This is a genomic window from Myxococcus qinghaiensis (assembly GCF_024198215.1).
In the GTDB taxonomy this organism is placed as follows: Bacteria; Myxococcota; Myxococcia; order Myxococcales; family Myxococcaceae; genus Myxococcus; species Myxococcus qinghaiensis.
Genome location: NZ_JAKCFA010000018.1, coordinates 75,064 through 97,316, shown reverse-complemented (window position 1 = coordinate 97,316; position 22,253 = coordinate 75,064). Strand labels below are relative to the sequence as shown.

The window sequence follows — 22,253 nt, the reverse complement described above, 5'->3', positions numbered from 1 at the left end:
GCTGTCATGGACAGCGTCCCAAAGCCCCAGGAACTCGCGTCATGAAGAACACGCGAACCGTCGCCGTCTTCGGCCTGCTGATCGCGCTCGCGCTGGCGATGGGGCTGTCCACGCGCCAGGAGGCCCCCGACTCGCCCGTCCCTTCCGTGGACAACCCGGGCCCTCAGGGCGCACGCGCGCTCTACCTGTTCCTCCGCGAGGGCGGCCGCGCCGTGAGCGCGCAGCTCACCTCGCTGGAATCGCTCGCCTCCGGGACGCGCACGCTGGTGCTCGCGGCGCCCACGGGCCGGCCCGTGTCCCAGGAGGAAGTGGACGCCGTCGAGCGCTTCGTCCAGGAGGGCGGCACCCTGGTGTACCTGTCCACGCGCGAGCTGGGCATGCACCAGGCCGCGCTGGAGACGTGGCTTCGGCTCGAGGAAGGGCCGCTGCTGCCCGCGAGTGAGCGCGGACTGGCCACGGACCTCGCGGACGCGGGCGGCACCACGCTGGACATCTGGCTGGGCGCGGGCCCCTTCCGGGGACTGACGGCCCTGCGAGCAGCCCAGGACCGCGGACTGCTCATGGACCACCCGGACGCGATTCCCCTCGCGGGACTCGGCGGCGCGGTGGCCGTGTGGCGGCGCGCGCTCGGCAAGGGCGAGGTCTACGTCCTCGCCGGCGCGGACCTGCTGGAGAATCGTCGCCTGGAGCTGCTGGACAACGCGCGCCTGTGGAATGCCCTCGCCGCGCGCGGGCCGCTCGTCATCGACGAGTACCACCACCAGCTCGCGCCCCCGCCGCCCCTGTCCCAAGGCATCTGGGTCTTCGTCGCGCAGGTGCTGGCCGTGGGAGGCGTCTACACCCTCTCCCGTGGCACGCGCTTTGGCGCCCCCAGGCCGGTGCTGGTGGAGAAACACCGCTCCGCCCTGGAGTACGTGCGCAGCATGGGCTGGCTCATGCGTCGCTCGAAGGTGGAGAAGGACCTGCTTCCAGAGCTGGACAGAGCGCTTCGTCAGCGGCTGCAGGAGCGACTGGGAATCTCCCCGGCCCTGGACGACGCGGAAGCCGCGCGGCAGCTCGAGGAGAGCGGCGGCATCCCCGCTTCCCACTACCTGGAGGCGAAGGCTGAGCTGACCCGACTGCTCGCGCAGGCCACCGTCCGTCCAGCGGACTACGCGCGCGTGGCCCGTCTCTACGCGCACCTGGAGCGCGCCGTGACAGGCCGGGAGTCCGTCGTCCGCGCTTGAGGCACACGCACGCGCGGCGATGACGGACCCCATACCGAGCCCCTCACCGCCGCGTGCTTCGAATCCCTCGACCCTAGAGCGTCTTGCCCGCGGCCAGCATCGCCGAGCCCACGTGGTGGCGAATCTCCTCCACCCGCGCATCCCAGCTCTCGTTGAAGATCTTCTCGGCGCGCTCGCGGTTGGGCCCAGGGCCCTCCGCGAGGCACTCGTCGACCTTCTTCACGAAGTCCTCCGTCGAGGTGGCGATCTTGCACAGCCCCACCTTGCGAACCTCCGGCAGGTCCGTGGACACCACCGGCAGCCCGGAGGCCAGGTACTCGCGCACCTTGAGCGGGTTGGCGTTCAGCGTCAGCTCGCTGATCTTGAACGGCATCAGCGCCACGTCGAAGGCCCGGCTGTAGCCCGGCAGGTCCGCGTAGGACTTGCGGCCCAGCATGTGGATGTTGGGCTCGGCCCGCAGCTTCGAGTCATCGCAGTCCGGCGTCGTCTTGCCGATGATGACCACCGAGCCTTCCGGATGCGCCCGCGCGGTGGCGATGATGGCTTCCTGGTCCACCCAGTCCGCCACCAGCCCGAAGAAGCCGATGACGGGCTTGGGCAGGCTCGCGATGTCGTCGGGGATGCGCGTGGTGGCGTCGCACGCCTTCACGAAGTGACGGAAGTCCGTGCCGTGCCGCACCAGCACCGTGCGCGGGTTGACGCGGGACTTGTTCTCCCGCAGGCGCTCCGCGGAGGTGATGCAGATGTCCGCGCGACGCAGCAGCCGATCCTCCAGCTCCGCGATGTGACGGCCGTTGGTGTCGGCGAAGGCGGAGAACTCGTCCACGCAGTGGTAGACGACGAACTCCTCACCCAGCGTGCCCGACACGGGCGCGGACGCGGGCAGGAAGCTCCAGGAGATGGGACGCTGGAAGCCCAGCTGCTTCATCGCCCGGCGGACTTGAAGCCGCAGCAGCTCCCGGTTCGCCCCGCGCACCATCTCATTGCCATAGAACGGAATCGCCAGCGGCGACAGGACGTGGAGGTTGGGCTCCACCTCGCGCAGGCCCTTCGTGAAGCGCTCCAGCTTGCCGAAGATGCGCTTCACGTCGTGCGCGTTCACCTTCGGCGCGCGGTTGCCGATGCTGTTCACCCAGAGGATGCGGTTGTCCCGGGAGAGGATCCGCATGATGTGGACCTTCGACAGCGGGTCCCCATCCCAGTCGTTGGAGAACACCACCAGGTCGCGCCCCCGGAGTGCCCGGCGCGTCAAATCCATGTCATCACTGCGCCGCATCTCTCTTCTCTCCTGTGTCGAACAACCTCGCGGTGTCCCCGCGAGCAAGGTTTGGAACGAAGCTCACGCCGCCGGCACCGGCTGGGCCGGCGAAGGCCGACGGGGTGACAAGGACTCGTAGAGGTCCATCAGCACGGGCCCCACATCCGGAGAGGCCACGCGCGCGGGCCCCGCCTCCACCGCGTCGCGAATGCTCGCGGCGAGCGCCGCCGCATCTCCCGCGGAGAACAGCCGCGTCCCCTCCGGCCGCTCACACACGTCGCTGGCCACGCAGGGAACCCCCAGCGCCAGCGCCTCGCGCACGGAGATGGAGTCTCCGTCATGCGTGGTGGGACGCAGGAAGACGTCGCTCCGGGCGATGAGCCCCAGCGCGGCCGAGTGCTCCAGCTCGCCCAGCGGCTCCAGCGAACCCGCCACGCCCAGCTCACGCGCGTCGCGGATGAAGTCCTCGGAGTCCGTGCCGGGACCGAACAACGCCAGGCCCACGCCGGGCCGGGACTCCAACAACAGACGCACCGCCCGGAACGCGAGCTTGCGCCCGTACACCGGTGACGGATGGTGCGCCATCACCACCAACGGACGGCGTCGGGCGCGCGCGGCCTCGACTCGCACGGGCACCGGGCCCGCCTGCACCTGCGAGGCGCAGAAGGCCGGGTGGACGAGGATTCTCTCCTCGGGAATCCCGCACGACACGAGCGCGTCGCGCACCGCCACGGACACCGCGATGATGCGCGAGTAGCCCGCCAGCGCCACCCGCGCGAAGGCCCGCCGTGAAGGCGCCGCCGCGAGGTAGTCCGGCAACAGCCCGGAGTGCAGGGTGATGAAGCGGGGGGCACGCGCCCCCGGCAGACTGCCCACCGCCGCCGCGAGCAGCCAGGCCTTGGGGTTGTTCCCGCTGGTGTGGACATGCACCGTCCACCCCGAGACGAGAAACCCGGTCAGCCTGAGGCCGAAGTGCGCGGGGCTTCGCATCGGAAGGACGTCCGGAACCGGCCGGCCACCCTTTCCGATATCGAGCACCTTCGCTTCGACCCCACGGCTGCGCAGGAAGCGGTGAAGTTGTTGAACGTGAATCGCCACGCCACCGAAAGGCGGCGGATGGTCGCCAACCAGGAGCACGCGCATGACAAGCCCTATCGCGGTACGGACGCCGAGGGAGGCACCGCCGTCAGCGAGGAGCGCCGGGGTAGCAGCCCCATCTCCCGCTGATACGTGGTGAGCGGATCAGGATCCTGCCGGATGACCCGCGCCGGAATGCCAGCGACGACAGTGCCCGGCGCCACGTCCTTCAGCACCACGGCATTGGCCCCGATGACGGCGAAGTCGCCAATCTGGATGTTGCCGAGAATCTTGGCGCCCGCGCCCACCCGCACGTAGTCACCAATCATGGGAGCACCCTCGAGTCCCGAGCGCCCGCCAATCGTCACCTGCTGGGAGATGAGGCAGTGCCGGCCAATCTTCGCCGCCTTGTGGATGACGACGCCGATGCCGCCGTACCCCAACTGCGTCCCCTCGCCAATGTCTGCCTCGTCCGGAACGTACGAGCTGTGGAGGTAGTAGATGGCCTTCCGAAGCAAGGCCGGGAGCAAGGGAACTCCCTTGAGCCGCAGGCCGCGAGCCACCCGGTACAACGTCATCGCATCGACACCCATCCACGCCTCCCTGACCCAACCGCGCGACGGGGAGGAACCTAGGTACCGCCCCCCCAAGTGGGAAGTAGGCCCTCGGGTGCCCCCCTTATTTCTTCAGACAGTCCTGCGGGGCCGCAGCCCCGCGAGCACGGTGAGCGGCCGGACGCCCGCGGCGTACAGCACCCCCACGTAGCCCACGACGAACAGCACCCCAGCCACCGCCAGCGGCAGCACCCGCCAGAAGAAGCCCGTGGGCAATTGCATCCAGGCCCCCTGCGCGCCCGCCCTCAAGAGGAAGACCGCCAGGCCCGCCGCCACCGCCGCCACCGAGGAGCGCCCCAGCGCCTGCCACGGGATGATGTCCACCAGCCGCAGCTGACGTCGAGGCGTGGACAGCGCCGCGGGCACGCGCACCAGCAACATCGCCTTGCCCACGACCTCCGCCACCGCCCAGGAGCCAATGCCTCCCATCAACCCCAGGTGCTTCACCCCCAGGATGACCAGCGGCACCGTCACCGCCGCCTTCACCGCATAGGAGACGAAGATGGCCCGGGTCAGCCCGCGCGCGCGCAGCGTCCCGTCCATGGGGAGGATGGAGAGCACCACGCCCAGCACGCTGACGCGGAAGACCGGCACCGCTGGCAGGAACTTCTCGCCGAACATCGCCCCGATGAACTCCGGCGCCGCCGCGAAGAGGAAGGCCGCGAACGGAAGAAAGACATACGCCAGCTTCCCGGCCGCCTCGCGGAACGCCTCCACGCCCTCCTCCAGGCGACCCTCGCGCTCCAGCTCCCCCAGGCGCACCATCAGCACCTCGCTGGTGGGCGTGTAGAGCAGATCCACCACCGGAAGCTGGAAGCACCCCACCCGGTACAACGCATACAAAGCTGGCGCCACCGCGCCCGCCACCGCGTACAGGTGAGCGTTCTGTTGAGGAATGGCCAGCAGCATGGCCGCGCCGAACGGCGCCGCGTAGGCGAGCTGCGCGCGGAAGAGCGGCCCGGACGCCAGCGGCCCGGTGACTCCGCGCAGCGAGACGACCCACGTCGCCACGAACCGCAGCGCCGCGAAGACCGCCACCGCCACCATCATCCCGTGCAGCGAGGCGCCCAGGAGCGGCGGCACCACCATCACCGCCGCGCGCACCGCGTCCGAAATCAGATACACGCCCGCCGACGCGCGCGTGCGCCCCTGCGCCGTGAGCGACACCTCCAGCGGGAAGCTGCCCAGGAGGAATGCCGTATACGCCGCGAGCGACACCCGGTACTCGAGCAGCGCCGGGTTGGAGAACCACGCCGCCACCGGGCCCAGCAGGACATACACAAGCAACGCGCCGACCAGGCCCGCCCCGGACATGAACAACAGCGTCTGTCCCAGGTACGGCCGCTTCTCGCTGGTGCGGGGCAGGAAGTAATACAGGCTCTGCACCACGCCAAAAGGCAGCACGTAGTACAGCGTCGTGGCGATGAGGAAGAGCTGGTAATACGTACCGTACTCGTCCAGGTGCAGCACCCGGGCAAGCACGAGTGGAATGGACAGCGTCAGCCCGGCGGTGAACAGCCGGGCCAACACCAGGGGGCCGGCGCGTCCGAGGAATGAGCTCCCGGACGCAGCCGACGAGGCACCTCCGCTCACGGAGCCTCCTTCAAGGGCGCCCCCGTTGGCGTCACCAGCACGTTGCCCAACAGGCCCTCACGAAAAGAGTGGGTCCTCCTGCCCGGCACCGGGTGGCTCATGCCGAGCAGTCCGAAGCAGTCATCCAACTGGCATCCGGTGAGCGGCGACGAGTAGTCCCCCAACATGCCCAGGCTGAAGTTCTCCCACAGCACCTTGCGCTTGAGGGTGAACGGGTCTCCCCCAATCCGGTTGGGCAGGTCCTCCGTCGTGACACCCGAGCGGAAGCCGTGCGACGCCAGCACGCGGATGACCTCGTCCGAGTACCACCCGTTGCAGTACGCGAAGTCGCGCACCTGGATGCCGACCTCCGCTTCGATGGTCCGCTTGGACTCGAGGATCTCCTGCTCCACGACCTCCTGCGGCTCCAGCGTCAGCACCGTGTGCCCCAGCGTGTGCGCGCCGAACTCGAAGCCGTCGCGCGCCATGCGGCGCACCTCGTCCCAGTTCATGACGTCGCCCTGCTCCGGCACCAGGTCCTGCCCGCCCCCCAGCTGCTGCTCCAGCGCGTCGATGATGGACGTCAGCACCCGCGTGGGGTGCTCGCCGATGAAGTCGTCGAGCGCGGCCGACACCGTCTTCTGTCCGGAGAGGATGGGGCCGAGCAGCTCCATCGACGCCTCCGGCAGCGCCGCGTACACCGGGTGGTAGTGCCGCTCCTGCGCCCGGCGCAGCAGGTGGAACAGGCGGTCATGATTGAACCGCCGCTTCGTGCCGATGAACGCCGTCGGCAGGTAGGTGATGGCCGGGACTCCCATCTGCTTCAGGATGGGATACGCGTACCGGTACACGTCCCGGTAGCCGTCGTCGAAGGTGATGACGCACAGGTCCTTCTTCGCCACCCTCCGCCCCGACATCACATCCACCGCGTCGCCAATCGACGCCAGCTCGAAGCCGGCCGCCGAGGCCTCCTCGAGATGTCGCCGGAACGTCTCCTGGCTGATGAGCAACCCGGGAATGGAGCGCTGGAGCTCCCCCGTGAAGTCGCTCACCACCCGGTGGTAGCTCACGATGAGGATGCGCCGGCCCCCCGACTGCACCCTCCGATAAGCCGCCATCGCCCTGCGCATTCCACTGTAGTGCAGCACGCCAGCGGCCGCCGCCTTGACCGCCCTCCGCAAGACCCTCGCCGTCGCCATCACGCCCCTCCGCGGAAAAGCTTCCTCTGGCCCACATTCCTCAACGGGAACTCCCCAATTCGCGCGAGGGGTATTGCAGGCGGGATGCCACACCTGGATCCTGGCCGAAACCGTCTTTTCAGAGGGGGAGCCCGGCGGTACGGGGCGCGTGGCCACCGGTAAACACGACGCGCGGTGGAAAATCGACGGCCCCCACGGGCATACGATGCCCCACCCATTGGTAAAACTTTCCCCTCTTCAGGCCCGCTCCGTCCCTGCCCGGCCAGCCACCCGGGTTTCACTGGATGACAGTCGGGATTCCGGCTACGAACCGGCTTCCCGATGCCTTCCCTCCCCGCGCTCGCGTTGCACGACGTCAGCAAGCGTTACGGGCGCCGCTGGGCGCTGGCGCGACTGACCTACGCGCTCCCCCCCGGGCGCTCGCTGCTGCTCACCGGCCACAACGGCTCCGGCAAGACGACCCTGCTGCGCCTGTTGGCCACCGCGCTGAGCCCCACCGCCGGACGGGTGGAGGTGCTGGGGCGCGACGCCGTGGCGGACCGGGACTCGGTGCGGCGCGATGTGGCGCTCCTGTCCCACGCGAGCTTCCTCTATGAGGACCTCACCGCGCACCAGAACCTCACCGTGCTGGCGCGCCTGCTGGGCCACCCCTCGCCCAAGGACGGCGCCAGCGCGCTGCTCACGCGCGTGGGGCTGGAGAAGCGCTCCGACAACCCCGTGCGTGGCTTCAGCGCGGGCATGCGCAAGCGCCTGGCCATCGCCCGGCTCCTGCTCAAGGCCCCCAACCTGGCGCTCCTGGACGAGCCCTTCGGTGAGCTGGACCCCGCCGGCATCCGCGACATGGAAGGCTTCATCTCGGAGCTGAAGGCGGGCGGCGTCACGGTGGTGCTGGCCACGCACCTGGTGGAGCAGGGCATGACGCTGTGCGAGGAGCGCCTGCACCTCCAGGACGGTCGGGCGGTGGACGCGTGAGCACGTCCCGTCCGCGGCCCATCGGCCTCATCGGCGCCACGCTGGCGCTCCTGCGCAAGGACCTGCTCATCGAGTGGCGCACCCGCGCGCGCCTCAACGCCATCATCTTCTTCGCGCTGGCCACGCTCCTGATGTTCTCCTTCGCGCTGGGGCCTGACACGCGCCAGCTGGAGAAGAACGCGGGCGGCTACTTCTGGCTCGCCATCCTCTTCGCCAGCGTGCTGGCCATGGGCGAGTCCTTCCGCGTCGAGTCCGAGAACGCCTGCCTGGACGGCATCCGACTGGCCCCCGCGGACGCGCGCGCCATCTACCTGTCCAAGGCCCTGGGCAACGCCCTCCTGCTGATCGCCCTGGGCATCGTGCTGCTCCCCGTCATGGTGGCCCTCTACGGGGTCAAGGTCGCCACCGGCTTCGTGGACCTGGGAACCGTCCTGCTGCTCGGCAGCCTGGCCCTCAGCGCGCCGGGGACGGTGTACGCCGCGATTTCCAGCAACGCCCGCGCGAGGGATGTCCTCCTCCCTCTGCTATTGTTCCCGCTGGTCATCCCTGCCCTGCTTTCCCTGGCCAAGGCGACCTCGCTCGTTCTCCAGGGCGACCCCATGAATCAGTTGGGCTCATGGCTGGGGCTTTTGCTGGGCTTCAATCTGATTTACTGGGGCGTAGGCTTCGTGCTGTTCCCGCGCATCATCGAGGACTGACGGATGAACAAGCTCATCAAGTGGGGCCTGCCGGTGGTGGGGCTGGGCGTGCTCGCCGCCGGATGGTGGCTGGGGCTGGCGTGGGCACCGCCGGACCGGGAGATGGGTGACGTACAGCGCATCATGTATGTGCACGTCCCCCTTCAGTGGATGGCCATGCTGGCCATGTTCCTGAACTTCGTGGCGGCGGTGACGTACCTGGTGCGCTCCACGGCGAGCTGGAAGCTGGACTCGACGGCGGAGGCGGCGGCCGAGGTCGGACTGGTGCTGGGCGCGCTGGGCATGGTGACGGGGGCCATCTGGGGACGTCCCACCTGGGGCGTCTACTGGTCGTGGGATCCGCGCCTGACGTCGGAGGCCATCATGCTGGTGACCTACACTGGCTACCTGGTGCTGCGGCGCTTCGTGGAGGACCCGGACAAGCGCGCGACGTGGAGCGCGGTGGTGGCGATCCTGGGCGCCATCAACCTGCCCATCGTCTGGTTCTCCGTGCGCTGGTGGCGCAGCCTCCACCAGGTGCAGTCGAGCCCCAAGACGGTGGATCCGCAGATGGTGCTGTGCCTGCGAGTGTCGGCCATCGGTCTGTTGCTGCTGACCATCGCCATGCTGATTCACCGCTACCGCATCGCCATGGCCGAGCGCCAGGCGGAGGTGGCCCTCCCGGAAGCGCTGCCCGGCCATGGCCCCGCGGCGTCCGTCCGCGACACCCCGAAGGTGGCCTGAACATGATGACTTTGACGACGCTGGGAGTCCTCGCCCAGGCCGCGGGCCAGGTGGGAAGTGGCCGCATCCAGGGTGGGTGGGGCTACGTCTGGGCCTGCTACGGCATCACCGTGGTGGCGCTCGTGCTTTACTCGCTGTCTCTCTGGCTGCGCCGGCCCCAGGCCGCGAAGGAGTGAGCCTGTCATGACGCCTGTCGCTCGCAATCGACTGTTCGCCCTGGGAGCCCTGCTCGTCGCGGGCGCTGGCCTGGGCTTCGTGGCCTTCGGCAACATCGGAGAGAACCTCGTCTACTACTGGAGCCCCTCGGAGATGCTGGCCCAGGGGGAGAAGGCGTACTCGGCCACCATCCGCCTGGGTGGCGTGGTGCAGCCGGGCAGCATCCAGTGGAACGCGGAGCACACCACCCTGCACTTCCGGGTGGCCAACGACGCCAACGAGGGCACCGCCAGCGTGCTGGTGCGCTCCACGGAGACGCCGCCGCAGATGTTCCGCGACAAGATTGGCGTCGTGGTGGAGGGCACCTACGACGCGTCCGGCGTGTTCAGCTCCAACCGGCTGATGGTGAACCACTCGAACGAGTACCGCGCTCCCAAGGAGGGCGAGGATCCGAACAAGTGGCGTGAGACGCTCTCCGAGGGCACGACGACGGCCAGCACGGGGACGGGCGCGGAGGCGCGGTGAACGGGTCGATTGGATACGGGCTGGTGCTCGGAGGGCTCGCGTTCGCGACCTTCGGCGCGCTGGTGGGTTTGGTCACCGGGCTGCGCCGCAGTGAAGCGGGCTTCCCCTGGGTGATGCGCGCGGTGTGGGGCTTCGCCGGCTGCATGGTGGCCGCCAACCTCGTCATGGTCTACGCGCTCATCACGCATGACTTCAGCGTGAAGTACGTGGCGCAGGTGGGCAGTCGGGACACGCCGCTGTTGTACACGGTGGTGTCGCTGTGGAGCGCGCTGGAGGGGTCCATCCTCTTCTGGGGCCTCATCATGGGCGCGTACATCGCCGCCTTCGCGTGGATGCACCGCCGCGAGCACGCGCGCTACATGCAGCTGGCGCTGGGCACCATGCTGGCGGTGGGCGTGTTCTTCGCGTTCCTCATCGCGGGCCCCGCCAACCCCTGGGGCGCCGTGTCGCCCGTTCCGGCGGACGGCCCCGGCCCCAATCCCCTGCTCCAGAACCACATCCTGATGGTCATCCACCCGCCCTTCCTCTACCTGGGCTACGTGGGCATGACGGTGCCGTTCGGCGTCGCGGTGGCGGGCCTGCTGCGCGGCGAGATTGGCGAGGCGTGGATGGCGCCGCTGCGTCGCTGGACGCTGGTGGCGTGGCTGTTCCTGTCGATTGGCATCATCCTCGGCGCCTGGTGGGCATATGCCGTCCTCGGCTGGGGCGGCTACTGGGCGTGGGATCCGGTGGAGAACGCCAGCTTCCTGCCCTGGCTGACGGCGACGGCGTTCATGCACTCGACGATGGTGCAGGAGCGCAAGCGGATGCTGAAGCTGTGGACGCTGTCGCTCGCGCTCGCGTCCTTCGTGCTGACGATCCTGGGCACGTTCATGACGCGCTCGGGCATCTTCAACTCGGTCCACTCCTTCACCCAGTCGGACATCGGCCCCACGTTCCTGGTGTTCCTGGGCGTGCTGCTGGTGGTGTGCGTGGGCCTGCTGGCGGTGCGCGGTCCGCTGCTGGTGCCCGAAGGACGGCTGAGCTCGCTGGCGTCGCGCGAGGCGAGCATCCTGCTGAACAACCTGGTGTTCGTGGCGATCACCTTCACGGTGTTGCTGGGCACGCTCTACCCGCTGGTGTCCGAGGCGGTGCGCGGCGTGCGCGTCAGCGTGGGTGAGCCGTACTTCAACAAGATGGCGGTGCCGGGTGGCATCGCGGTGCTCTTCCTGATGGGCGTGGGGCCGGTGCTGCCGTGGGGTACGCCGGACAAGGCCACGCTCCGGCGGCAGTTCCTCATCCCCGCGGCGGTGGGCCTGCTCGTCACGGCCATCTGCTTCGCGGTGGGGCTGCGCGGCGTGTATCCGCTGCTCACCTTCGGGCTGGCGGGCTTCGTCACCGTCGTCACGCTGCGGGAGCTGGCGTCGCCCATCCGGGTCCGCATGACGGAGCGCAAGGAGGGCCTGCTCACCGCGGTGCTCACGAGCGCCACCAAGGCGCAGCGGCGCTTCGGCGGCTACGTGGTGCACCTGGGCATCGTGATGCTCATCGTCGCGGTGTCCGCGTCGTCCTCGTATGTGAAGCACACGTCCGGCACGCTGAAGAAGGGCCAGACGATGATGCTGGACGGCTACCAGCTCAAGTATCAGGGGCTGATGAGCGGCGAGGAGCCGCACCGCACCTTCGTCGCGGCGCGCGTGGAGGTGACGACGCCGGGCGGCAAGGTGGAGGAAATGAAGCCCCGCCTGAACTACTACGAGCGGAGCACGGACCCCATCGGCACGCCCGCGGTGCGCGAGACGGCGGGTGAGGACCTCTACATCTCCCTGATGGCCTTCTCCGAGCAGGCGGGCAACGCGAGCTTCAATGTCTGGGTCTTCCCGCTGGTGGGGTGGATCTGGTGGTGCATCCCGCTCTTCGTGCTGGGCACGCTCATCGCGTTGTGGCCGCGTCGGCGGGCGGCGGTGGCGATGGCCAGCTCGGAAGTGGGGGCTTCACCCCTGCCGGGTGGTGACGCGGAGCGGGGGGCTGCCTGATGCGTCGGTGGCGCTATACGCTGGGCTTCGCCGTCCTCTGCGTGGGCCTGCTGGTGGTGCTGGCCAAGGGCTTCGGGCGCAATCCGCACGAGGTGCCCTTCATGCTCGCGGGCAAGCCGGCGCCTGACTTCGTGCTGCGCTCGCTGGACACCGGTGAGAAGGTGAGCCTGGCGGACCTGAAGGGCCGCCCGGTGGTCATCAACTTCTGGGCGTCGTGGTGTGGGCCCTGCCAGTACGAGCACCCGGTGCTGGAGTGGGGGCAGCGGGAGTACGGCTCGCAGGCGGTGTTCCTGGGCGTCGTCTTCGAGGACTCCGAGGACAATGCGCGCGCGTTCCTGCGGCGCCAGGGATACAGCTTCCCGCAGCTGGTGGACCCCCGCTCTCGCATGGCGGTGAGCTATGGCGTGGCGGGTGTGCCGGAGACGTACTTCATCAGCCCGGCGGGCACCATCCAGGGCAAGCATGTGGGGCCCATCGACCCGGAGACGCTGACCCGGCGCATCCGCGAGCTGACGGCCACCGCGGAGGCTCCGTCCCCCGCCGAAGCGGCCCGGCCGTAACGCTTCACCGGAGGCCTCTCGCTTCCGGTGGAATCGACGTATCATCGCTTGGCTTGCGCTGGACCGAGAGGGCCTCCCCCCGCCCTCCGCACAGCAAGGTGGGTTCATGCGGTGCCCGGAGTGCGGCGAAGCCTCGAACAGTCGGCTGAGGTATTGCGAGAACTGCGGCGCGAAGATGCCCGAGCCTCCCCCGGGCGTCACGGGCTCTCGTCCCACGCTTCGGGTCAAGCGCTCGATGGAGGAGCCGTCCTACGCGTCGGATATCATCGACGAGGCGGAGGCCCACAGCCTGGGCGTCGACTATGTGCCGCCGGCGCCTGCGGCGAAGTCGAAGTCGAAGTCGAAGGTGACAGCGACGGCGGCGGCCGACACGGCGGAGGACACGGACCCGGGACAGACGGGGCCCAGGTACGACGGTCCCCGGTGGTTGGCGAGCGTGCCGGCGCACTCGCAGAGCGTGGTGGGGCTGGCGGTGCTGGCCTTCGCGCTGGCGCTCTCCATCCTCCCCGCCTTCGACGGCGTGGGCGTGGTGGGCACGGTGCTGGCCCTGGTGGGCGGAGTGGTGCTGCTCGCGCGCGAGCTGCGTCTGGCGGGCGAGGCCTCGGGCTTCACGAAGCTCCTGCCCGCGGTGCTCTATCGAGCCGAGGTGCCGGCGGCGTATGCGGCGCTGCTGACGGCGCTGGCGGTGCGGATGCTGGGGCTGGGCTTCACGCCGGTGCTGTGGCTGCTGGGCGCGGGCCTCATCGTCCATGACCAGTACCGCAAGGTGATTGCGGGCCCGGAAGGCGTGCTGGCGCGCTACTTCGACGGAAGGCAGTTGCTGGTCGTTCCGGAGGTGGTGGCGCTGGGAGGCGTGGCGCTGTGCCTGCTGACGCTCTTCGCGCCATGGGCGACGGTGAGCACGATGCCCGTGGTGGCGGATGCGCCGGTGCCCGCGGGCCCTCCGGAGTTGCACGTCATCCCCTCGCAGCGCGCCGCGGACGACGTGCTCTACACGGCGGGCGCCGGCATCACCACGCTGTCCGGGTGGGACTTGTCCGGCTCCGTGGTGGTGGAGTTGCTGTTGCTGTCTCTCCTGGGGTTGCTCGCGCTGCGGCCGGAGGTGTTTCGGCCCGCGTGGACACGCTTCGCTCCCGCCGGTGTGGTGGGGGTGAGCCTGCTCTGGGCGCTGCTGCACATCCGGCTGTCGCCGGGGCCCATCATCTTCGTCATCGGCCTGGGCGCGGTGGGGGTGCAGGCGTTCCGGCAGCTGCGTGAGGCGCAGTTGCAGGCGCACGCGGCCCCGGTGCCCGCGTATGACGACGGCCTGGACGAGACGGAGCGCATGGACGACGAGCCGGATCCGGATGCCATGGGGCCGGACGACGAGCCGGGCTCATACGCCACGCGCCCGGACGACGAGCCGGAGCCGGACCCGGACGACATGGGGCCAGACGACGAGGTAGAGGAAGTGAAGCCGCGCAGGCGGTGAGCTTGTCGTTCGAGCAGGCTTCCGTCGCGCGCGAGCGAGCTTCATCACCTCGTTGAACCCGAGGGAGCGTCACCCGCGCCTCCGCTTCATCCTCGCGCATGACGCCTGGGCGACCGCTCAGTGTTCGATGTTGAAGTCGGCATCGAACGAAGCGATTGCCTGCTCAACGGTCGCGAACAGCCCGCTCCTCACCTCTGGCGCCTCTTCGCAAAACAGCTCCCAGAATTGCTGCTCGTGACGTCGGAGAAGCTCTCGGTCCACGGGCAAATAGACCCTGTCAGCGCTCTGGACCATGAAGCCACGTCCGGGAAGCACCTCGACACAGCGGTAGATGACGGCCACTTCAGTCCTGAGGCGTCGGACGATGTCGAAGGGCCGGTACAGCACCGAGTCGCTCATGGACACGAAGCCTACTCCCGCGGAGCCCACCAGGCCCTGCGGGAGTCTCTGCGTCAGCGCTACTTCGCCGCGGGCTGCTCGAGCTGCTTGAGCACCTTCTCCGCGTTCGTGTTCGTGGGGTCCAGCTCCAGCGAGCGGCGATAGCTCGTCACGGCCTGGACCTTGTCGCCGTGGGCCAGATACGCCTCGCCCAGGCTGTCATGGACGTTCCCATCCTGCGGGAACAGCTCCACGTTGAACTTGAAGATCTCAATGGCCTCCGGCAGACGCCCCCCCTGCATCAGTCGATAGCCGACGCTGTTGAGCTCTCCCGCACCGAAGAAGTACTCGGTGGGCTTCTTCGCCTTGACCGCCTTGTACTGGGTGATGGCGTCCGTGGCGGTTCCCTTGGAGAGCGACTCCCACACCACCTCGCCAATCGGCTTCAGCGGCGTCTGGGGCGTGACACCGTGCAGGACGCTCAGGACTCCCGCGGCCAGGCTGCGCGCCCGCACTCCGCGCCCCACGTTGCTCAGGACGATGACGACCTCCTTCTTCTCCGGCACGCGCATCAGAAACGCGCTGAAGCCGTTGATGCCGCCGCCGTGGCTCGTGGTCGCGACCTTCGTCTTCCCGTCATCCAGCTGGGTCGGCTCCAGGTTCCAACCGAAGCCGTAGTCGCCCAGCCCCGGGGTGAACATCTTCTGCTTCAGCGCCGCCGGCAGCACCTTGTCCCCGTGGAGCGCGCGGTCCCACAGGTAGAGGTCCTCCACCGTCGAGTACATCGACCCGGCCGCGTACGGCAGGCCCATGTCCAGGTACGCCGCATTCACGAACCCATCCGGGTTGCGCTCGTAGCCGCTCGCGCGCTTCGCCAGCAGCGTCTCCGACACGTCGTAGCCCGTGTTCTTCATCCCCAGCGGCTCGAAGATGCGCTCGCGCAGCACCTGCGCGTAGGTCTTGCCCGTCACCTTCTCGATGATGGCGCCCAGGAGGAAGTAACCCGAGTTGTTGTACTCGTACTTGGACCCCGGCTCGAACTCCAGGTCGCCACTGGCGAACTGCTTCACGAAGTCCGCCACCTTGTACGGATTGCGGGAGACCTTCTCACCGAAGTCCGGCCGCGACGTGTAGCTGGGGATGCCCGACGTGTGGTTCAGCAGGTGCGTCACCGTGATGCGCGCGCCCGTGTCCTTGCGGTAGTCCGGCAGGTGCTTCGTGATCGGGTCCTCGAGCCCCACCTTGCCCTCTTCCACGAGCTTCAGGATGAGGACGGCGGTGAACTGCTTGGTGACGGAGCCGATGCGGAACTTCGTGTCCGGCGTCACCGGTATCTGCCACTCGAAGTTCGCCTGGCCATACCCCTTCTTGAGGATGATGCCCTTCTCGTCGGCGACCAGCAGCGCTCCGTTGAACTGCTTCAGCTCGGTGTACTTCGCCGCCAGGCGATCAATCGAGTCCTTCCGACTCGCCGCCCCCGCCGACGACACCGCGAGCAACAGCGCCAGTCCCGCGACGACTCCAACATCCATCCATCCACGCTTCATTCAGGGCTCCCTCGAAAACTCGAACCGCCAGCACCGACCGGACTGGTCGGTCCAGACCCACATCCACCCCCAGGCACGAACAGGGACGACTTCAATTGCGTGCCGACGTGGCATGGGCCCCAGGCCCGCGCTACCTTCCGTCGTGATGCGCAACCATCCCCCCTGGCAGGCGCTGGCGCTCTGTGTGCTCGCCATGATGGCCTGGGCCTGCCGGAGCGAGCCACCTCCCAGCTACGTCCGCGTCGAAGGCGCCGCGCCGGCCCTCGAGGACGCACCGGACGCACGGGCACTGCTGGTGGTGTTCTGGGCGTCCTGGTGCCCGCCCTGCCGCAGGGAGACACCGCAGCTCCAAGCCCTGGCCGAGGCACCTCCCAAGGGACTCCAGGTCGTCGTCTTCAGCCACGACACGGACCTCGCCGCCGTGGAGTCGTTCTTCGAGGGCCCTCCGCCTCCCGAGCTGCGCGTGCGGCTGGACCCAGGCAAGCAGGTCGCCCATTCATTCGGGGTGGAGCTGCTCCCGACCAGCCTCCTCATCGTCGAAGGCCGGCTGGTCGCCCGCTTCCCGGGCCCTCGTGACTGGGACTCCCGGGCCATGCGGCGCCTCCTGGAGAAGCTGATGCTCCCTCCCGAGGGCCGTGCCTCCGGCTCGGCGAATTGACTCAGACCCTCCGTCCTGGCTAAGCCAGCGGGTGGATGCGGTTCCTCCTGCGATTCCTGGCCGTGCTCCTGGTCCTGATGACGGGCGGCGTCTTTCAGACGCTGGCCTTCGCCTCGGACACGCACGCCGACTGCGCGGAGGAAGAGGACGACGAGTGCACCGACTGCGCTCCCAGTTGCGTCCTGTGTCCATGCTGTCCGCTGAGGGCCACTCCGGCGCCGGTTCCCTTCATGCAGGACCTCGCCGCCGTGCCCGCTCCGCTCCCCGTTCCTGGCCGCGTGGACGAGCCGGTCCTCTCCGGGCTGGCCGCCGACATCTTCCAGCCGCCCAGAGCCTGACGCCTCCCTTCACGGGAGACGTGTGCCCTCCGCATGCCTCAGGGCGCGCGGCCACACGCGCGTGCTCGTCGGCTGAAGCCCTGTCCGTCCATCCCTCCCGCGCTCAATCGCTCGGGAACACCGCGCCGTGGGCGAACGCCCCGGCTGGAGCCTTTTCATGCGTTCAATGCACCCCCTGTTCGTGCTCGTCGCGCTGCTCACCGTCTCCCCTGCCCTGGCCGAAGAAGCCCCCAAGGCCCCCGAGAAGTCGCAAACCGCCGAGGCCGAGAAGCCCCGGTGTGAGCACGGCGTGCAGAAGTCCCTGTGCACGCGCTGCAACCCGAAGCTCGCCGCTGTCTTCAAGGCCAAGGGCGACTGGTGCGCGGAGCACGAGCGCCCCGAGTCCCAGTGCTCCCTCTGCCACCCCGACCTCGCCAAGAAGGGCGTCAAGTAGATGTCCACCTCCCGCGTCGGTCCGCTGCTGTGCGCCCTGCTCTGCGCGAGCACGGCGAGCTGCTCGAAGGAGTCCCCACCCGTCGTGGCGGAGCAGCCCTCCCCGGCGCGGACCGTCGCGGGAGGCGCTTCCACGCCCGTCCGGCACGTCCCCCTGTGTGAACACAAGGTGCCCGCCGAGCTGTGCACCCGGTGCAACCCGGACCTCATCGACGTCTTCAAGTCGCAAGACGACTGGTGCTCGGCACACGGAGTGCCGGAGTCACAGTGCTTCCAATGCAACCCGAACCTCACTTTCACCGCTCAGGCCGCCGCGCCGAAGGACTGGTGCAAGGAGCACGCGGTCCCCGAGTCGAAGTGCACGAAGTGCAATCCAACCCTCGTCGCGAAGTTCATCGAGGCCGGTGACTACTGCCGGGAGCACGGCGTCCCTGAGTCCGTCTGTCCGTATTGCCACCCGGACCTGGTGAAGGCCGCGGGCGCGGCGCCTCCCGTCTTTCCCGAGCCGGGCACGCGCGTTCGCCTCGCCTCGGACGAGACCGCGCGAGAGGCGGGCATCCAGACCCGTCGCGTGGAGAAGCGGCCCTTCGCGCCCACGCTGGAGGTCGTCGGAAAGCTCGACTTCAACAACAACCGACGGGCCCAGCTCTCGACTCGCGGCGACGCACGCATCGCCGAAGTCCGAGCGGACGTCGGCGACGAGGTGGAGGCCGGGCAGCCGCTCGTGGTGGTGACGTCCGGCGAGGTGGCCGAGAACCAGGGGCGGCTCGTCTCCGCCCAAGCACGGATCCAGGCCGCGAGGGCCGCGCTCATGCGCCAGCAGGCGCTCGTCACAGACGGCATCAGTGCGCGCAAGCACCTGGAGCAGGCCCGGGCGGACCTCGTCGCCGCCGAGACCGAAAGCGCCGCGGCCGCCGTCTCTCTCGTCGCTTCAGGAGCCTCCCCCCGTGGGCAGGAAGGCATCCACGTGCTGAACGCGCCGTTCGCCGGCACCGTGGTGAGCCGCGATGCCGTCCCTGGACGACTGGTGGGCGCGGGCCAGACGCTCCTCGAGGTCGCCGACCTGAGCACCCTGTGGGCCTTGTTGGAGGTGCCCGAGGCGGACGCCAGCCAGGTGCGCGCGGGCCAGCCCGTCACCCTCTCCTTCGAGAGCATGCCAGGACAGACACGCCAGGCCACCCTCACCCGCGTGGGCGCCTCCGTGGACCCGGCCACGCGCACGGTGCGCGCCCGCGTGGAGCTGCCCAATCCCGGGGGCGCCCTCAAGGCGGGGCTCTTCCTCCGAGCCCGGGTGCAGGTGGCCGCCGAGCACCCGGCGTTGCTCGTGCCTCGCGAGGCCATCCAGCGCGCGGAGGGCCGCACGCTCGTCTTCGTGAAGAAGGGCGCGGGCCTCTATGAGCCCGTCGCGGTGGAGCTGGGCGCCAGGACGCTCGAGCTGGTGGAGGTGGTGAAGGGACTCTCCGAGGGCCAGGAGATCGTCACCACGGGCGCCTTCCTCCTCAAGACGGAGATTCTCAAGGGGTCCATCGGCGCGGGCTGCTGCGAGAGTTCCGAGGGCCAGTAGCCACCATGCTGACGCGAGTCATCGACTGGTCACTGGCGCACCGCGGGGCCGTCCTCATCGGCACCCTGGTGCTCGTCGTCTCGGGGCTCTTGTCCTTCCGCGCGCTGCCCATCGACGCAATCCCAGACACGACGCCCACGCAGGTGCAGGTGAACACCGTGGCTCCGGCGCTCACGCCCATCGAGGTGGAGCGGCAGCTCACCATCCCCATCGAACAATCCCTCGCGGGCCTGCCGCGCCTCGGGGAGCTGCGCTCCATCTCCAAGTTCGGCCTGTCCCAGGTGACGCTCCAGTTCAACGACGGCACCGACTTGTGGTTCGCCCGACAACAGGTCGCCGAGCGGCTTGGCCGGGTGGAGATTCCCCCGGGCATCGAGCGCCCCACGCTGGGCCCCGTGGCCACGGGCCTGGGCGAGGTCTTCCACTACCTGGTCAAGAGCCGCACGAAGAGCCTGGAGGAGCTGCGCACGCTGCACGACGCGGTCATCGCGCCCCGGCTGCGCGGCGTGCCCGGCGTCGCAGAGGTGAACGCCTGGGGCGGCGAGGAGAAGCAGTGGCACGTCGTGGTGGAGCCGCGTCGCCTGCGACAGTTCAACCTCTCGCTCCAGGACGTCTACCGGGCGTTGGAGGAGAACAACGCGAACGTGGGTGGCGGTGTGGTGGAGCGCGGGGGCTCGGCGAGCCTCGTCCTCGGCGTTGGAATCCTGGAGAGCGGCAAGGGCGTGGAGGATGTCGTCGTCGCCGCGCGTGAGGGTGTGCCGGTGCGCATCCGGGATGTCGCTCGCGTGGAGGTGGGCCACGAAATCCGTCGGGGTGCCACCACCGCCGATGGTGAAGGCGAGGCCGTCCTGGGCCTGGGCTTCATGCTCGTGGGTGAGAACTCCCACACGGTGACGCAGGCGTTGGCGCGGCGGCTCGAAGAGGTGAAGCGCTCCCTGCCCCAGGACGTCTCCGTGGAGCCCGTCTACGAGCGCACCGAGCTGGTGGACCACGTGCTGCGCACCGTGCGCACGAACCTCATGGAGGGCGCGCTGCTCGTCATCGCCGTGCTCTTCTGCTTCCTGGGCAACTGGCGCGCGGGGCTCATCGTCGCGGCGGCCATTCCGCTGTCCCTGATGTTCGCCTTCAACGCGATGCTGAGCTTCGGCATCGCCGGCACCCTCATGTCCCTGGGCGCCATCGACTTCGGGCTCGTCGTCGACTCGTCCGTCATCCTCGTGGAGAACGCGGAGCGGAGACTCGCCGAGGCCAAGCGGAGCCGTTCCCTCCTCGAAGTGGTACGCGACGCCGCCGTCGAGGTGCGCGGCCCCACCCTCTTCGGTGAGCTCATCATCCTGGTGGTGTACCTGCCCCTGCTCGCGCTGGAGGGCGTGGAGGGCAAGCTGTTCCGCCCCATGGCGCTCACCGTCATCTTCGCCCTCTTGGGCAGCGCGCTGCTCTCCCTGACGCTGATGCCGGTGCTCGCGTCCTTCGCGCTGAAGCGCGGTGGAGGGCACGCCCGCGAGCCGCGCCTCGTCTCCTTCCTCAAGCGCTGCTACCGCCCCGTCCTGGACCGGGCCCTGGCGCATCCCCGGGCGGTCCTCATCGGCGCGGGCGTGCTCGTCGTCGGAGCGCTCACCGCGGCGACGCGGCTTGGCAGCGAGTTCGTGCCACGGCTGTCCGAAGGCGCGCTCGTCATCAACACCGTGCGGCTGGCCGAGGTGTCACTCACCGAGTCCGTCCGCTACGGCACCCAGATTGAGAAGGTGCTCCTCACCCGCTTCCCCGACGAGGTGCGCCGTGTGTGGACGCGCACCGGCACGGCGGAGGTGGCCACCGACCCGATGGGCATCGAGCTGTCCGACGTCTTCATCACCCTGACGCCACGAGAGCGTTGGAAGCGCGCCACGTCGCAGGACGAGCTGGTGGCCGAGATGCGCGCGGAGCTGGCGGACCTGCCCGGCATGCGAATGGCCTTCCTCCAGCCCATTGAGATGCGCGTCAACGAGATGATCGCCGGCGTGCGCGGCGACGTGGGCATCAAGCTCTTCGGAGACGACCTGGACATCTTGAAGGCCAAGGCCCGTGAACTGGAGGGCCTGGTCAAGGCGCTCCCAGGTGCCACCGAAGTCACCGTGGAGCAGCTCACCGGGCAGCCCGTGCTGGAGGTGACGGTGGACCGGGAGGCGGTGGCTCGTCACGGCATCTCCGCTCGCGCGGTGCTCGACGTGGTGGAGGCGGTGGGCACCCGCACCGTGGGCGAGGTGCGCGAGGGCGAGCGGCGCTTCGACCTGGCCGTGCGGCTCTCCGAGGAGTATCGGAGCGACCCGGCGATGCTGGCCACGATACCGGTGACGGCTCCCAGTGGAGCCCGCGTGCCGCTGGGCCAGCTGGCCCGCATCCGCGAGGTGTCCGGTCCCACCACGCTCCAGCGTGAGGGGGGCAAGCGTCGCATCGTCGTCCAGGCCAACGTGCGCGATAGGGACCTCGGCGGCTTCGTCGGGGAGCTGCGCCGGACCCTGGATGAAAAGCTGGAGCTCCCCTCCGGCTACTACGTGCGCTTCGGCGGACAGTTCGAGCACCTGGAGCGCGCCCAGGCGCGGCTGCTCATCGTCGTGCCAATGGCGCTGGCCCTCATCTTCTTCCTGCTCTACCTCACATATCGGCGCGTCCTGGATGCGGTGCGCATCTTCGCGGGCGTGCCGTTCGCGATGGTGGGCGGCGTGCTCGCGCTCCTGCTGCGGGGCATGCCCTTCTCCATCTCCGCCGCCGTGGGCTTCATCGCCCTGTCCGGTGTCTCGGTGCTGGGAGACATGGTGCTCGTCTCGCGCGTGCGGGCATTGCTCGCGGAAGGCCACGCGCTGACAGAGGCCCTCCGGGAAGCGGCCCTCTCCCGCCTGCGGCCCGTATTGATGACGGCCGCCGTGGCCGCCATCGGGTTCCTGCCCATGGCGCTCAACACGGGTGTGGGCGCGGAAGTCCAACGCCCTCTCGCCACCGTGGTCATCGGCGGCATCCTCTCCTCCACCCTCCTCACCCTCGTCGTCCTCCCTGTCCTCTACGCCGTGTTTGGCGCTGGACGGCAACAGCCCCCTCGGCCTCAAGAAGAAGCGCTCCCCCCAACCGACGCGGCGCCTTCCACCGCCAGCAAGGCAGCGGCGAGCTGACCTACCTGCTCGGGCACGTCCTCCTCCGGGCAGCCATCCCGTCGAACAGCGATCACTCGCCCTACCCACCGGGCCATGGGCACGTCACCTCCATGACCTGCCAGGTACGGCGGGTTTCACCCAA

21 protein-coding genes are annotated in these 22,253 nt (G+C 69.2%); 14 read left to right on the top strand and 7 right to left on the bottom strand.

The genetic code is table 11. The features are described from left to right. Positions 1 to 41: 41 nt before the first annotated feature. The gene (locus LZ199_RS29970; protein ID WP_253997200.1) at positions 42 to 1,226 is read left to right on the top strand and encodes a DUF4350 domain-containing protein; all 1,185 of its coding nucleotides are present in this window, start codon (positions 42 to 44) and stop codon (positions 1,224 to 1,226) included. Between the two features lie 73 nt (positions 1,227 to 1,299). On the opposite strand, the gene exoP is transcribed toward LZ199_RS29970, so the two are convergent. From exoP to exoL, 5 genes are all read right to left on the bottom strand, one after another. Further along, on the bottom strand, positions 1,300 to 2,502 hold the full coding sequence (exoP, locus tag LZ199_RS29965) for a spore coat polysaccharide biosynthesis glycosyltransferase ExoP (protein ID WP_253997199.1): 1,203 nt from the start codon (positions 2,500 to 2,502) through the stop codon (positions 1,300 to 1,302). Between the two features lie 63 nt (positions 2,503 to 2,565). Continuing rightward, positions 2,566 to 3,627, bottom strand: a complete 1,062-nt coding sequence (locus tag LZ199_RS29960; RefSeq protein WP_253997198.1) for a glycosyltransferase family 4 protein — start codon at positions 3,625 to 3,627, stop codon at positions 2,566 to 2,568. Positions 3,628 to 3,635: 8 nt separating this feature from the next. Continuing rightward, on the bottom strand, positions 3,636 to 4,154 hold the full coding sequence (locus LZ199_RS29955; RefSeq protein WP_163870554.1) for a serine O-acetyltransferase: 519 nt from the start codon (positions 4,152 to 4,154) through the stop codon (positions 3,636 to 3,638). A gap of 93 nt (positions 4,155 to 4,247) precedes the next feature. Then, positions 4,248 to 5,768: a spore coat polysaccharide flippase ExoM gene (exoM, locus tag LZ199_RS29950; RefSeq protein ID WP_253997197.1), complete on the bottom strand. Its 1,521-nt coding sequence runs from the start codon at positions 5,766 to 5,768 to the stop codon at positions 4,248 to 4,250. Then, positions 5,765 to 6,865, bottom strand: a complete 1,101-nt coding sequence (gene exoL, locus LZ199_RS29945; RefSeq protein WP_253997325.1) for a spore coat polysaccharide deacetylase ExoL — start codon at positions 6,863 to 6,865, stop codon at positions 5,765 to 5,767. Before exoL ends, exoM begins: the two co-directional genes overlap by 4 nt. Before the next feature lie 402 nt (positions 6,866 to 7,267). Here exoL and ccmA point away from each other — a divergent pair, with 402 nt between their 5' ends. The 8 genes from ccmA (at position 7,268) to LZ199_RS29905 (ending at position 14,066) form a co-directional block, all read left to right on the top strand. Continuing rightward, positions 7,268 to 7,918, top strand: a complete 651-nt coding sequence (ccmA, locus tag LZ199_RS29940) for a heme ABC exporter ATP-binding protein CcmA (RefSeq protein WP_253997196.1) — start codon at positions 7,268 to 7,270, stop codon at positions 7,916 to 7,918. Beyond that, entirely contained in the window at positions 7,915 to 8,616 is a 702-nt protein-coding gene (locus LZ199_RS29935; RefSeq protein WP_253997195.1) for a heme exporter protein CcmB, read from the top strand. The genes ccmA and LZ199_RS29935 overlap by 4 nt, the downstream gene beginning before the upstream one ends. Before the next feature lie 3 nt (positions 8,617 to 8,619). After that, the gene (gene ccsA / locus LZ199_RS29930; RefSeq protein WP_253997194.1) at positions 8,620 to 9,339 is read left to right on the top strand and encodes a cytochrome c biogenesis protein CcsA; all 720 of its coding nucleotides are present in this window, start codon (positions 8,620 to 8,622) and stop codon (positions 9,337 to 9,339) included. 2 nt (positions 9,340 to 9,341) lie between these two features. Then, entirely contained in the window at positions 9,342 to 9,515 is a 174-nt protein-coding gene (locus LZ199_RS29925; protein WP_253997193.1) for a hypothetical protein, read from the top strand. Between the two features lie 7 nt (positions 9,516 to 9,522). Next, a complete protein-coding gene (locus LZ199_RS29920) occupies positions 9,523 to 10,020 on the top strand; it encodes a cytochrome c maturation protein CcmE (protein ID WP_253997192.1) in 498 nt (165 codons plus the stop codon). Then, a complete protein-coding gene (locus tag LZ199_RS29915; protein WP_253997191.1) occupies positions 10,017 to 12,035 on the top strand; it encodes a heme lyase CcmF/NrfE family subunit in 2,019 nt (672 codons plus the stop codon). The genes LZ199_RS29920 and LZ199_RS29915 overlap by 4 nt, the downstream gene beginning before the upstream one ends. Then, positions 12,035 to 12,595: a TlpA family protein disulfide reductase gene (locus LZ199_RS29910; RefSeq protein ID WP_253997190.1), complete on the top strand. Its 561-nt coding sequence runs from the start codon at positions 12,035 to 12,037 to the stop codon at positions 12,593 to 12,595. Before LZ199_RS29915 ends, LZ199_RS29910 begins: the two co-directional genes overlap by 1 nt. Before the next feature lie 175 nt (positions 12,596 to 12,770). Beyond that, positions 12,771 to 14,066: a zinc ribbon domain-containing protein gene (locus LZ199_RS29905; RefSeq protein ID WP_253997189.1), complete on the top strand. Its 1,296-nt coding sequence runs from the start codon at positions 12,771 to 12,773 to the stop codon at positions 14,064 to 14,066. 117 nt (positions 14,067 to 14,183) lie between these two features. Here the strand turns inward: LZ199_RS29905 and LZ199_RS29900 are convergent, their stop codons facing one another. Together LZ199_RS29900 and LZ199_RS29895 are read right to left on the bottom strand one after the other, a co-directional pair. Next, a complete protein-coding gene (locus LZ199_RS29900; RefSeq protein WP_253997188.1) occupies positions 14,184 to 14,465 on the bottom strand; it encodes a hypothetical protein in 282 nt (93 codons plus the stop codon). A 59-nt stretch (positions 14,466 to 14,524) separates the two neighbouring features. Continuing rightward, complete coding sequence (locus LZ199_RS29895; RefSeq protein ID WP_253997187.1) at positions 14,525 to 15,991, bottom strand: serine hydrolase; 1,467 nt, start codon at positions 15,989 to 15,991, stop codon at positions 14,525 to 14,527. 145 nt (positions 15,992 to 16,136) lie between these two features. On the opposite strand from LZ199_RS29895, the gene LZ199_RS29890 reads away from it, so the two are divergent. From LZ199_RS29890 to LZ199_RS29870, 5 genes are all read left to right on the top strand, one after another. After that, complete coding sequence (locus LZ199_RS29890; RefSeq protein WP_253997186.1) at positions 16,137 to 16,649, top strand: TlpA family protein disulfide reductase; 513 nt, start codon at positions 16,137 to 16,139, stop codon at positions 16,647 to 16,649. A gap of 35 nt (positions 16,650 to 16,684) precedes the next feature. Continuing rightward, complete coding sequence (locus LZ199_RS29885; RefSeq protein WP_253997185.1) at positions 16,685 to 16,987, top strand: hypothetical protein; 303 nt, start codon at positions 16,685 to 16,687, stop codon at positions 16,985 to 16,987. A 157-nt stretch (positions 16,988 to 17,144) separates the two neighbouring features. Continuing rightward, positions 17,145 to 17,420 (top strand): hypothetical protein, encoded by a 276-nt coding sequence (locus tag LZ199_RS29880; protein WP_253997184.1) that lies wholly within the window; start codon positions 17,145 to 17,147, stop codon positions 17,418 to 17,420. Further along, a complete protein-coding gene (locus LZ199_RS29875; RefSeq protein ID WP_253997183.1) occupies positions 17,421 to 18,983 on the top strand; it encodes an efflux RND transporter periplasmic adaptor subunit in 1,563 nt (520 codons plus the stop codon). Positions 18,984 to 18,988: 5 nt separating this feature from the next. Next, positions 18,989 to 22,129: an efflux RND transporter permease subunit gene (locus LZ199_RS29870; protein ID WP_253997182.1), complete on the top strand. Its 3,141-nt coding sequence runs from the start codon at positions 18,989 to 18,991 to the stop codon at positions 22,127 to 22,129. The last annotated feature ends 124 nt before the right edge of the window (positions 22,130 to 22,253 follow it).

Excerpts from the sequence above, each read along its gene's own strand:
- ccsA (WP_253997194.1), top strand. The coding sequence starts at position 8,620 with ATGAACAAGCTCATCAAGTGGGGCCTGCCGGTGGTGGGGCTGGGCGTG.
- LZ199_RS29970 (WP_253997200.1), top strand. The coding sequence starts at position 42 with ATGAAGAACACGCGAACCGTCGCCGTCTTCGGCCTGCTGATCGCGCTC.
- exoL (WP_253997325.1), bottom strand. The coding sequence starts at position 6,865 with ATGGCGGCTTATCGGAGGGTGCAGTCGGGGGGCCGGCGCATCCTCATC.
- LZ199_RS29960 (WP_253997198.1), bottom strand. The coding sequence starts at position 3,627 with ATGCGCGTGCTCCTGGTTGGCGACCATCCGCCGCCTTTCGGTGGCGTG.
- LZ199_RS29875 (WP_253997183.1), top strand. The coding sequence starts at position 17,421 with ATGTCCACCTCCCGCGTCGGTCCGCTGCTGTGCGCCCTGCTCTGCGCG.
- LZ199_RS29910 (WP_253997190.1), top strand. The coding sequence starts at position 12,035 with ATGCGTCGGTGGCGCTATACGCTGGGCTTCGCCGTCCTCTGCGTGGGC.
- LZ199_RS29880 (WP_253997184.1), top strand. The coding sequence starts at position 17,145 with ATGCGTTCAATGCACCCCCTGTTCGTGCTCGTCGCGCTGCTCACCGTC.
- LZ199_RS29870 (WP_253997182.1), top strand. The coding sequence starts at position 18,989 with ATGCTGACGCGAGTCATCGACTGGTCACTGGCGCACCGCGGGGCCGTC.
- exoP (WP_253997199.1), bottom strand. The coding sequence starts at position 2,502 with ATGCGGCGCAGTGATGACATGGATTTGACGCGCCGGGCACTCCGGGGG.
- LZ199_RS29925 (WP_253997193.1), top strand. The coding sequence starts at position 9,342 with ATGATGACTTTGACGACGCTGGGAGTCCTCGCCCAGGCCGCGGGCCAG.
- LZ199_RS29885 (WP_253997185.1), top strand. The coding sequence starts at position 16,685 with ATGCGGTTCCTCCTGCGATTCCTGGCCGTGCTCCTGGTCCTGATGACG.
- LZ199_RS29955 (WP_163870554.1), bottom strand. The coding sequence starts at position 4,154 with ATGGGTGTCGATGCGATGACGTTGTACCGGGTGGCTCGCGGCCTGCGG.
- LZ199_RS29905 (WP_253997189.1), top strand. The coding sequence starts at position 12,771 with ATGCCCGAGCCTCCCCCGGGCGTCACGGGCTCTCGTCCCACGCTTCGG.
- LZ199_RS29900 (WP_253997188.1), bottom strand. The coding sequence starts at position 14,465 with ATGAGCGACTCGGTGCTGTACCGGCCCTTCGACATCGTCCGACGCCTC.
- LZ199_RS29890 (WP_253997186.1), top strand. The coding sequence starts at position 16,137 with ATGCGCAACCATCCCCCCTGGCAGGCGCTGGCGCTCTGTGTGCTCGCC.
- ccmA (WP_253997196.1), top strand. The coding sequence starts at position 7,268 with ATGCCTTCCCTCCCCGCGCTCGCGTTGCACGACGTCAGCAAGCGTTAC.
- LZ199_RS29895 (WP_253997187.1), bottom strand. The coding sequence starts at position 15,991 with ATGAAGCGTGGATGGATGGATGTTGGAGTCGTCGCGGGACTGGCGCTG.
- LZ199_RS29920 (WP_253997192.1), top strand. The coding sequence starts at position 9,523 with ATGACGCCTGTCGCTCGCAATCGACTGTTCGCCCTGGGAGCCCTGCTC.